Below are 10,997 nucleotides of genomic sequence, written 5' to 3'. Positions count from 1 at the left end.
GGGGCGGGCTGGGCCGTGTCTCGCGGGAGGAACTGCACGACGGCCACCATGACTAGGAGGCCCGCGGTGAAGGAGGCCGCCATCATCATTCCAGGGCGTGTCCAGAAGGGCTGCAGCGGGGGCGTCCGCTGCGCTTCGTCGGAGGTGTCCTCAAGCGCGTTGAGCGCTTCCTTGCCCAGATACTTGAGCTCCATCAGGGTGGAGAGTTCGTGTTGACACTGCTCGCAATCCGGCAGGTGCTGGCGGAAGGACTCGGCTGCGTCGGGAAGGAGTTCTCCATCGACGAACAGCTCGACATTGTCACACGGGCGGCCCATCAATTTCCCCTCACGGAGAGCGCCTTGCGCAGCTTCAGGCGGATGTCGTGCAGCCGCTTGGCCACCGTACTGACCGGAATGCCGCAGTCGCTGGCAATCTCCTTGTAAGGTTTGCCCTGGGCCATGAGCTTGTAGGTCTTCTGCATCTTCGGACTCAACGCCTGAAGGGCCTCGGCGACCGCCTCGGCGGTGATTGTCTCTGACAGCGGGGGCGGCTCGGAGTCCGCCACCGAGTGGCTCCGCTCGGGCAAGAGGGGGTCTCTCGCATTCCGTTCGCGTACTTGGTTCCGGCGGAGTTGGTCTTTGAAGACGTTGACCAGCGTCCGGGTCAGTAGCCGCCCACTGGTTTCGTAATCGGGCAGGTCCCGTGAATCCCTGTACCGCTTGATGAAGCGGGCATAGGTCTCCTGGACAAGATCCTCTGCGTCATGCGTGTTGCCACACAGCTTCTTGGCCTGGGTGCGGAGCCATTTCCGATGTTGCTCTGCCACCTCACCCGCGCGATGCCCACTCCTCATGGTGCTCATCAACTGTGGGCGTCCCTCCTGCTGCCGCAAATTGCGCTCCAGCATAGGAACAGGCGTAGAAGGGAGGCGAGCCTCCATCGCGGTGGCCCTGCTTTCGGAGGGCTGCTCATCCAGTGGGATGGATGTGCAGGTCAGGGAAATATCGGATGGGGGCATAGAACCTTCTGTCTGCCCCTCTGACGGCCTCTCCTCGATTTGTTACCTGGGAAAGCGTGCACGGCTTTTGGCGAGTCCGTGGCGTCCTTCGTGGCCGGAGCGAACATGTCCCAAAGCCTGCAGCTGGAGCGGAATTTTCCCGCTGGGCGGTTCTGCTCGGGCCCGTCCGGTGGCGGCGCCCCCTGATGCGTCCTTGCATTTTAGGCTTGCCCCGATTTCGGGGCTCTCCCGCACTTTGTGTGAAGGGCTGGCTCACGGTTTGATGCTCCGGGCGGAAGTCGCCGCCTTTACCAGGGGCGGGTCTGGCCCGGTAGGCCACGCGTCCACTCCTCCTGCGAGTACCACCGGACAGCGCCTAGTTCATCCTCACCCTTCAGCCATTCGTCGATGGTTTCGGACGCAGCAAGGTTCCCTGAGTGTTGGAGGAGCCATCGGCCAGGTCCGTCGCCAAGTGGACTGGCCATCACTGGGTGGAAGTTCTTTTCGGTCCAGGAGAACGAAAAGGAAGCGCCGGAGCCGCTCCTGATGATGGGGGTGGTCTGATGGCGGAGCTGGTCTGTCAGCCATTGGCAGAATCGCTTGAGCACAATGTCTGATTCCCAGGAGCGGGCATCACGACTCTTCGCTTCGACGGCAACATGGTTCCGCAAGACAGGGCGGAGACCAGCGGGCAGCGGCGCATCGCACTGGTCGCCTGAGTCTGCTTCAGTGAGGCGGCGCAGAATGACGGGGTTGGTCCCCCGGTATCGAATGCATCCGAACTCCTGACAACGGACGACCATGAGCGCGCGGTCGACCTCCTCGGGGCTGGTGGGCTGTCGATGGACGTAGCAGCTCGCCCCTGATTGGTCGTTCTCGAACGCGAACGTCTCTGGGGCATGGTGTGTTGGAACACCGCACGCGGTGCAGCACTGGTCCACGACATAGAAGTCCCCAGCCACGTTCTTGGGATGGGGAGCGTTCTGCTTCGACATGCGGTTCTCCTTCGGGAGTATGCATGCTACGTGCGCCGCCGGGCCGAGACTGATGGCGACCGCTGCTGGCTGCGGCTTGCGGTTGATGCGCTGTTCGCGCGACCCGTAGGGAGCATCCAGAAGTTCTTCGGGACCGGCCCGTGGTGCGGCGGCCCCCACGTGGTGCCCCTCACGTCCTCAGTTGGCCAACTCCCGGGACTCCACGGGGGGCTGCTGCTTGGGCTCGCCGAAGGACATCAGCCGGCGGTGGAGCGGCGTGAGCAGTCCGACGAGAATCACCAGCACGCCGGTGACCTGCAGCAGCCGCTCGATGGAGACCACCTCTGCCAGGGGCCCGAAGAGCAACATGGCCAGCGGCATCAGCGCGGTGGAGAGCATGGTCATCACGCTGAAGACGCGGCCCAGGTAGGCCGGCTCCACGCGCTCCTGGAGCATCACCGTGGCGGGCGTGTTGTAGAGCGGCAGCGCCACGCCGAAGATGCCCATGGTCGCCAGGTACACCCCGAAGTGGGGCACCACGCCGAGGGCCACGGTGCACGCGCCCATGATGAGGTTGGAGGAGATCATCGTCCGCATGCGGCTGCTGAAGCCCCCCCACGCCGCGAGCGCGGCGCCACCCAGCATCATCCCCACCGAGAAGACCATTTCGATGGCCGTCAGCCGCCACACCTCGTCCCCGAAGCTTCGCGCCGTCTGCAGCGGCGTGAGGAACGCGGCCGGGGTGATGAGGACCAGGATGAAGCCCAGGTAGCTGAAGAACGGCACCAGGTGCGCGTGGCCGCGGATGTAGCGGAAGCCGTCGCGAATCTCCGTCAGCTGCGAGGAGCCCTCCTGCTCCGGCGCGCGGGGGCGCGGCGCTACCCGGACGAAGAGCGCCACCAGGGCGATGGCCAGGGCCGCTGTCACCACGTCGATGTAGAAGATCACCTGCAGGGGGGCCACGGACATGAGGAAGCCGGCGAGCGCGGGCGCCCCCAGCATGTTGACCGAGTGGACGGTGCCCTGGATGCCGTTGACCCGCATCAGCTGGTCCTCGGGCACCAGCTGCGGCAACAGCGCGCTCACCGCCGGGTGTTGAACGGCCGTCCCCACGGAGCGGATCGCCGCGGCCAGGAAGAAGAGCCACAGCTCCGTGCCGCGCAAGGTGAACATCACGGCCAGCGCCAGGGTCACCAGCGCAATCATCGCATCGGAGAGGACGATGAGCTTGCGGCGGTCATACCGGTCGGCCCAGACGCCCGCGAAGGGCGAGAGGAGGAACGTGGGCAGGAAGCCGGCGACGATGTAGAGCGTCATCATGACGCTCGAGCGTGTCTGCAGGGTCACCTGCCACAGGAGCGCGTACTGCACCAGGGAGGAGCCGAGCAGCGACAGGGCCTGGCTGCCCAGGAAGAGGGCCGTGTTGCGCTTCCAAGAGGCGTTCATGGCGCGCACTGTAGCCGCTGGGGCGCCTCGAACCAGGGCGTCATCGGTGATGAGCCAGGGGCCCGGGGGCCAGGGGCTCGCGGCCCTGCTGCCGGTGCGGCCGTGTCCCGGATTCGGGCAGGCCCACCTCCCTTGCGGAGTGAAGGCTCCACGGGATTGAGTGAGGGCCCATGGGACTTCTCCTGCGCGGGCTCCTCGTCGTCGCTGTCAGCTGCTCCACGGGGTGTGGTGGCCTGCGCCACGCGATGGGAGAGGAGGAGTACCTACGACAGCGGCTCTACGACTACGCCTACACCGTTCCGCTGGACACGCTCTGGGAGGAGGCGAAGCAGCTCGCGGAGTCCGTCCGCGACGAGTCGCGAACAGAGGACGGCGTCCGGACGGCGGTGGTCTCCCTCCGCCGGGGCCTTCGGGGGGACGAGACGTCCCTCGACGAGCTGTTCATGCGCGGCTGGGAATCGGGTGGGCGCAGCTACGTGAAGTTCTTCGCTGTGGGGCACGGGCCCGCCGTCCACCCCCACGACATCGGCGTCCGGGAGGTGAACGCGGAGCTGGAGCTGCTCGCTCGTTTCGCTCCGGCGGACGCGGCGAGGTTCCGGGAGGGCGCCAGGCGGGCGGGGCAGCGCGCCCGGTAGCGCCTCGGGGGTTCAGCGCATCGGCACGACGAGCACTTGCGTGCGCCCAGGCGCGATGTCGACCTCGCGTGTCTCCTGATGGTCGCTCCTGCGGATTCGCACGGTGTGTCGCCCCGAGGGAAGCGACAGGCGCGCCACCTGGAACTCGGAGGGGAGGCTGAGCCAGCCCTGCTCCAGCTGCGTCGCGCGCTCAGAGGCGGTTCGCAGGAGGAGATAGCCGCCCAGCGGCGGAACGAGCACGAAGAGGGCCACGGACCCGGCCCTGGCCCACAGGTTGGGCTGGCGCGTCGTATCGGTGCTCACGCCCAGGGCGCCACGGCGCAGCAGGAGGTTCTCCAGGGACGTGACGGTCTCCGCGTCCCAGCTCCCCGACGCCACCTCGATTCGGGCCTGCCCGTGGGGCCAGGGACGCGGGCACACGCTCCAGACGCGGCCCTCCTTCCAGCGCTGGAGCACGCAACGCTCGGGGAGCTTTCCGGCCTCCACGACGACGACCAGGTCGCCCGCGTCGTCCGCCGGAGCCGACGATTCAGGTGCCAGGATGAGCCGCTCCAGCTCCTCGAGCTCAGGGCGCCCGAGCCGGCGTGCCTCTGCGAGGAGCCTGGGCTCCAGGTGGGTCAACCTGGAGGGCGCTCCGGGTGGAGCGCTCCGGGTGATTCGCCAGGCGGCGAGGTAGTCGATGAAGGAGGAGTCCTCGTTCCCCGCCAGCTCATGCGCCAGCCCGCTCACGTACAGGCCGATGGCGCTCTGCACCAGGTAGGGGCGCAGCTCATCGTCGATGGGGATGGCGTTCAAGTGCCGCTCCATCGTCACGTGGTGGCGCAGCTCGAGGTGCCGCTGGAGGTTCAGCGCGTTCGTCAGCCGCGCCTCCACGGCCGCCTCCTCGGGCCGCCCAAGGTGCAGGTAGTTCAGGGCGTTGAGCGTGTGCAGTGTCTGGCGCTCCAGGGCGCCCATGCGCCAGGGGATGTCCCCGGTGAACTCCTCCGACAACCTGACCCGCTCGTGCTCATCCGCGAGCTCCCCCGCTTGGACCAGGGCCCTGCTGCTGGCTTCCCAGGCTCCGGCGCGGTGCAGCAGCCCGCCCCGGTCCGCCGCGACGAGCAGCGGATCCAGCGCTTCACGCGCGGTGACGGCGTCCAGCTCCTTCAGCGCTTCGTCGTACCGTCCGACGTCCGCGAGCACGCGCATCTGTGCGGTCTGTTGCACATAGCTGGCGCGGCAGCCGGACAGCACGGCGAGAAGAACGGCTCCAAGCAACTGCGAGACGAAGCGCGATGGAAAAGCCTCGCCCCCGGAGATGAAATACGCCATCCCGCTAGAATAGAGCCATCAGGCCCGTCCCCGTCATCTGGATACAGAGCCCCGTGCCTACCCAGACATGCGGGTGGAAATCCAAGCGCTGTCATGTCGGGTCGGGTAGAGGTCATGGATAGGACATGGATATCGCGCATTGCTGATCTTTCTTGTATTTCGTGCTAGCTCACGTCCCTCCATCTGGAGGTGGTTCATGAGGAAGTCCCCTCGCATCCTGGCGCTCACGGTGGTGTGCGCCGTCTCTACCTTCGCATCCGGCTGTGGAGACGAACGCAGCGACACCCCGCTCGCGGAGGAGGCTCCGGTTGGCACCGCCAGCGCGCCGCTCGCGTGCAGCACGCGCATCACCTACGGCGAGCGGTGGATTCGCCCCTCGGGGCACCCCGCGCAGTTCGACATCGCGAGTGGTTTGGTGACGTGGGATGGCACCTGTATCAACGCGGGCAGCAACTCGTACGCGGTGCTCTCCAACGGCTGGCAGCCGTACTTCACCGGCAACAACGCGTGTGTCCTGGCGCTCGACACGGACTGTGCCGGGGCCGCCGCGTGCTCGACGCGCGTCACCTACGCCGCGTCGTGGCTGCGCCCGTCGGGACACACCGCGCAGTACGACGACGTGAGCGGGCGCGTGTTCTGGGACCGGACCTGCACGAACGCGGGCAGCAACTCGTACGCGGCGCTCTCCAACGGGTGGCGGCCGTACTTCAGTGGCACGGGCGCGTGCGGCATGTCCTTCCGCTACACGGGTTGCGGCGGGCTGTACCAGAACCCGGTGGTCCCCGGGGACTGCGCGGACCCGGGCGTCATCCATGATGGGACGCGGTACGTCGCCGCGTGCACGTCGGGCGGCGCGGCGAATGCGTTCGCCCTGCGCACGTCGACGGACCTGGTGACGTGGACGCGCGCGGGCTCCATCTTCCCGTCGGCGTCGAAGCCCACCTGGGCGAGGGGCGACTTCTGGGCGCCGGAGATCCACAAGGTGGGGACGCGCTACATCGCCTACTTCACCGCGCGGCACTCGGACGGGAAGCTGTCCATCGGCGCGGCGACGTCGACGAGCGCGCTCGGGCCCTTCACGGACCTTGGCCGGCCGCTCGTGCATGACTCGGCGATGGGGATGATTGACGCCACCTTCTTCACGAGCACCACCGGGGCGCCATACCTGGTGTGGAAGGCGGACGGCAACGCGGTGGGGCAGCCGACGCCCATCTACGGGCAGGCGCTGTCGGCGGATGGCCTGTCGCTGGTGGGCGCGCGCCAGACGCTCATCCGCAACGACCTCTCGTGGGAGGGCGGCGTCGTCGAGGCGCCGTGGGTCGTCGCTCGGGGCGGCTACTACTACCTCTTCTACAGCGGTAACGCGTACTACAACAGCACCTACGCCGTGGGCGTCGCGCGGGCGACGAGCCCGCTGGGCCCGTACACCAAGCTGGGCTCGCCGATTCTCAAGACGGGGGGCGGCTGGACGGGGCCGGGACACAACTCCGTCGTCACCGGGCCGAGCGGAGACCTGTACATGGTCTACCACGCGTGGAACAGCGCCCACACGGCGCGGGTGATGCTCGTGGATGCAATCACGTGGTCCAATGGTTGGCCCGCGGTGCCGTCCGCGCCATCCGCGGGCTCGCGGCCCATGCCGTAGCGGTTTCGGCTACTTGCCCGCGTCCTTCTCCGCGCCCTTGGCCTCCGCGACGGGCGGGGCCAGGGGGAACGCCAGGTAGCCCTTCTCCGTGTACCAGGCCATGACCTGCACCCGCAGCCGGCCCGCCTTCACCATCGGGTCCTGCTCGGCGAGCTGCTTCGCCTCCGCCTTGGTGGCGGTGCGGTAGATGCACGCGCCGCGCATGCCCACGTCGTCCTGTTCGTCGAAGGGGCCCGCGAGCACCATCTTTCCGCTCTCCCCCATGCGCGTGAGGTGCGCGAGGTGCTCCTTCTGCAGTTGCGCCAGCTCGGCCTCCGGCAGCTTCTTGGCGTCAGGCGCGCGCTCGAGCAGGACGAGGTAGTGCTTGTCGAACTCGAACTTCTTCGCGGCGGGCTGGGCTGGCGCGGCGCCGAGGGTGAGCAGGAGCAGGGCGGTCGTGAGCGTCATGGCGGAGGTCCTCGGGAAGCAGGTGCGCGGAACCCTAGAGGCAGCGGCTGACGCGGCGCCACTTTCCGGCCAATGCGTGAAGGGCGATTTCACCACCCGCGGCGGGTGGCGCGCGGGGCCGGCACCTCGCGCGGCTGCGGCTGCACACGGTGTTCGTGCGGGAGGGCGGCTACTGGGTGGCGGACCTCGGCCTCAACGTGGCCGGCGTGCTCGGGGGCGTCGGCGCCGGACGCTGAAGGTGGGGGCAGGCACGCTATGCCCGGACGGGCTCGGCGGGCTGGTCGCTGCGCCGGTGCCGTGCGTAGAGCGCATCGCGCCAGGCGACGATGTCCGGATAGCGCGCGCTGAGCTGCGGGTGGACGCCCGCCGCGCGCGTGGCGGGGCCTAGCGCGAGGTGCTCGCCGTCCACGGGTGACACGAACTGCAGCGTCACCGCCATCGCGAGGTCCGCGTAGGTGAGGCGGTCCGCGACGAGGTGGCGCTTGCCACCCGCGAGCGCATGCTGCAGCGCCTCCAGCTCGAGCACCAGCGTGGCCTCCGCCGCCGTGCTGTCCGGCATCCCGTACTTCCTTCGCAGGAAGGCCATGGCGAAGTCCACCGCGGGCACCGAGAGCTGGCGCACGAAACCAGGGAAGGCGGGCGGCTGCTGCTCCAGCTTCGCGGCGCGGTCGTTCGCGAGCCGGTCGAGGTAGCGCACCCGCGCCGCGCCGAGCGCGGCCTCGCTACGGGCATTCCAGGCGGAGATCTCCTCGGCGTGCTTGGCCGGAAAGAGCGTGGGCGCGCTGCCGTGCGCGTCCGCGTAGCGGGCGATGCGGAAGGAGTCGATGAGGGGCCCCTCGGGCGTGAGCAGCATGGGAGTGCTCACGCGGCCCTTCAGCCGCCGCGCCCGCAGCCGCAGCGAGAGCTCGCCGATGAGCGGGTAGTGCTCGCGGTACGCATACGCGAGGCGGTGGTGGTCCAGCGCCCAGCGGGCCTTCTCGGACCAGGGAGAGAAGGCCTCGCCAATCAGGGTCCACGTCATCGCGGCGCCTCCGTGCGCAGTTGCTGCGGCGCCTGGGGCGGGTGGGCACCCGCGAGCCAGCGCGCAGGCAGCATCCGGAGCACGGTGAGGTGCGGGGGCTTCATCATCAGACCTCCAACAGCGGAAGGGGAGCCGCGGCGCTCAGTGACTCGGCGGGCGTTTCTCACCCACGCCGCGGAAGCTACCCCAGGGAATCCGGGACTGCTCACGGCGAGCGCGAGGCTGGCCCCGGCGCGAGGGCCACCCCTGGCCGCGGGGTGTGGGTCCGCCTGCTGAAATGCACGTGGGGTTCGTGCGACGCGCGTGGGGCACCTGTTTTTGTTGTCCGCGGCTGAGGGGAAATGCGCGCGGGGTTCGTTTCCTGCCGGGAGTACCTACGTCACGCAGGAGTTCTCGAGCATGAAGTCTTTCAGAGCGAAGCCGCTTCTGGCGGTCCTGTCAGTGCTGGCCGCATCCCTGGTGGGATGCGGGGTTCCAGAGGATGAGTCCAGCGCCTCTGCCAGCGCCGAGTCCCAGGCACTGGCCGGTCCAAATGATGCCTGGATTGCCCGCCACGGGCTCACCAGCGCCCAATATCAGACGGAGTTCAGTACGTGGGTGGGGCAAGGTTATCGCCTCTCCTATGTCAGCGGTTACGAAGATGGGGGCAGTGCCCGTTACGCGGCCATCTGGGAACAGACGAGCGGTCCGGCCTGGCGGGCCTTCCACGGGCTGACCTCCGCGCAGTATCAGACCACCGTCGTCAATCAGAATGCGCAGGGTTACCGCCCGGCCATGGTCAACGGGTACAGCGTCGGCGGCGTGGCCTACTTCGCGGTCATCTTCCACGCGGACAACGGTGCCGCGTGGGTGGCCCGCCATGACCTGAGCGCGGCCCAGTACCAGACGGAGTTCAACACCTGGGCGGGGCAGGGCTACCGGCTCGTGCACGTGAGTGGCTACACGTCCGGTGGCGCGGAGCGCTACGCGGCCATCTGGGAGAAGACGAGCGGCCCGGCCTGGCGGGCCTACCACGGGATGACCGCGGCCCAGTACCAGTCCACGTTCAACACCAACGCGTCCCAGGGTTACCAGCTCGCGAAGGTCAGCAGCTACAACGTGGGTGGCACGGACCGGTACGCGGCCATCTTCCATGCTTCGTCGGGAATTCCGATGGCCGCGCGGCATGGGCTCACCGCGGCCGCGTATCAACAGGCCGTGACGGACCTCAAGAACCAGGGCTATCGCCCCGTCCTGGTGGCGGCGCACCACAATGGGAGCCAGCCCGAGTTCTCGCTGCTCTGGCAGAACCTGACGTTCAGCGCGGCCGACCTGCAGCACATTGACGACACCGTCGAGCAGGCCATGGCCAGCACGAACACCGTCGGCCTGTCGCTGGCCATCACCCGCAAGGGGCGCCTCGTGTTCGCCAAGGGGTATGGCCTGGCCGACCGGAGCAACAACACCCCGGTCAACACCTCCCACCGCTTCCGCGTCGCCAGCGTGTCCAAGCCGATGACCTCCATTGGCATCATGCGGCTGATTCAAAGCGGCCAGCTCCGGCTGACGGACCGTGTCTTCGGCAGGGGCGGACTGCTGGGTGAGACGTTCGGCGCGCAGAGCACCTACGCGGACAGCCGCGTGCTGAACATCACGGTCCAGCACCTGCTGGAGCACACCGCGGGCGGCTGGGACAACGACGGCGCCGACGGCACGGGCGACCCCATGTTCATGAACACGGGGATGAACCACGCGCAGCTCATCCAATGGGTGTTGCAGAACGTGCCGCTCGAGTTCGCGCCTGGGACGACGTACCAGTATTCGAACTTCGGCTACAGCGTCCTCGGCCGCATCATCGAGCGGGTCACTGGCATGACCTATGACGCCTATATGCGCGCCAACGTGTTCACGCCCAGCGGCGCCACCAGCTTCGCAGTGGGGGGCGATACGTTGAGCGCGCGTCTGCCGAACGAGCCCGTCTACTACCAGCTTGGCGCGGGGGCCTTCAACCCGTACGGCATGCCGGTGCGTCGCATGGATGCGCACGGCGGCTGGGTCGCCACGCCCATCGATTTGCTGCGCGTCGCCGTGCGCGCGGATGGGTTCTCCACCGTCCCGGACCTGCTGAGCGCGAGCACCATCACCACGATGACGACCCGCACGACGGCGCTGAGCACGGGGGGCAACTCCGTCAACTACGCCAAGGGCTGGTCGGTGAACAGCCTCCCCAACTGGTGGCACGGCGGCTATGTCCCGGGCACCCTGGCCCTGTTGGTGCGGACCGATGACCGCTATGGGCCCAGCCGCTCCGAGGAGTTCACCTGGTCGGTCATGACCAACTCCAACAACCGCTCCGGCTCGGGCACGCCTGACATCAACCTCGACGGCCTCATGTGGAACGTCGTGAACGGCGTCAGCACCTGGCCCGCGCACAACCTGTTTTGACAAGGGCCTCCACCGGACCTTCCGGGAGGGCGCGTAGGACCGGCGGGGCTCGCGAGGGGCCTCCGCCGGTCCGTGGCGCAGCGGGGCGGGCGGCTCGGTGGGCCGCGGCCTTCGG

Annotated in this window: 10 protein-coding genes; 3 read left to right on the top strand and 7 right to left on the bottom strand. The window is 68.2% G+C overall.

Annotated features, from left to right (window positions below):
- From HV824_RS09360 to HV824_RS09345, 4 genes are all read right to left on the bottom strand, one after another.
- Positions 1-317: anti-sigma factor (locus HV824_RS09360; protein ID WP_176423114.1), on the bottom strand; the 317-nt coding region annotated here is incomplete at its 3' end.
- A complete protein-coding gene (locus tag HV824_RS09355) occupies positions 317-844 on the bottom strand; it encodes an RNA polymerase sigma factor (protein ID WP_176409531.1) in 528 nt (175 codons plus the stop codon). The genes HV824_RS09360 and HV824_RS09355, both read right to left, overlap by 1 nt.
- A gap of 443 nt (positions 845-1,287) precedes the next feature.
- Entirely contained in the window at positions 1,288-1,974 is a 687-nt protein-coding gene (locus HV824_RS38175; protein ID WP_176423113.1) for a ferredoxin, read from the bottom strand.
- A 177-nt stretch (positions 1,975-2,151) separates the two neighbouring features.
- Positions 2,152-3,399, bottom strand: coding sequence for an MFS transporter (locus HV824_RS09345; RefSeq protein WP_176409532.1), 1,248 nt, complete (start codon positions 3,397-3,399; stop codon positions 2,152-2,154).
- A gap of 170 nt (positions 3,400-3,569) precedes the next feature.
- On the opposite strand from HV824_RS09345, the gene HV824_RS09340 reads away from it, so the two are divergent.
- Positions 3,570-4,034 (top strand): hypothetical protein, encoded by a 465-nt coding sequence (locus HV824_RS09340; RefSeq protein ID WP_176417768.1) that lies wholly within the window; start codon positions 3,570-3,572, stop codon positions 4,032-4,034.
- A 12-nt stretch (positions 4,035-4,046) separates the two neighbouring features.
- On the opposite strand, the gene HV824_RS09335 is transcribed toward HV824_RS09340, so the two are convergent.
- Positions 4,047-5,345, bottom strand: coding sequence for a hypothetical protein (locus tag HV824_RS09335; RefSeq protein ID WP_217917244.1), 1,299 nt, complete (start codon positions 5,343-5,345; stop codon positions 4,047-4,049).
- Between the two features lie 196 nt (positions 5,346-5,541).
- Here HV824_RS09335 and HV824_RS09330 point away from each other — a divergent pair, with 196 nt between their 5' ends.
- Complete coding sequence (locus HV824_RS09330) at positions 5,542-6,990, top strand: glycoside hydrolase family 43 protein (RefSeq protein WP_176423111.1); 1,449 nt, start codon at positions 5,542-5,544, stop codon at positions 6,988-6,990.
- Positions 6,991-6,999: 9 nt separating this feature from the next.
- On the opposite strand, the gene HV824_RS09325 is transcribed toward HV824_RS09330, so the two are convergent.
- Positions 7,000-7,437: a YciI family protein gene (locus tag HV824_RS09325; RefSeq protein WP_176423110.1), complete on the bottom strand. Its 438-nt coding sequence runs from the start codon at positions 7,435-7,437 to the stop codon at positions 7,000-7,002.
- Positions 7,438-7,690: 253 nt separating this feature from the next.
- Positions 7,691-8,458: a glutathione S-transferase N-terminal domain-containing protein gene (locus tag HV824_RS09320; protein ID WP_176423109.1), complete on the bottom strand. Its 768-nt coding sequence runs from the start codon at positions 8,456-8,458 to the stop codon at positions 7,691-7,693.
- A 318-nt stretch (positions 8,459-8,776) separates the two neighbouring features.
- Here HV824_RS09320 and HV824_RS09310 point away from each other — a divergent pair, with 318 nt between their 5' ends.
- Positions 8,777-10,882 (top strand): serine hydrolase, encoded by a 2,106-nt coding sequence (locus HV824_RS09310; RefSeq protein WP_176417813.1) that lies wholly within the window; start codon positions 8,777-8,779, stop codon positions 10,880-10,882.
- The last annotated feature ends 115 nt before the right edge of the window (positions 10,883-10,997 follow it).

Source organism: Myxococcus sp. AM009, assembly GCF_013372605.1.
Taxonomy (GTDB): Bacteria; Myxococcota; Myxococcia; order Myxococcales; family Myxococcaceae; genus Myxococcus; species Myxococcus vastator.
The sequence above is the reverse complement of the archived record's forward strand: the minus strand, read 5'-3'. Positions and strand labels throughout refer to the sequence as shown.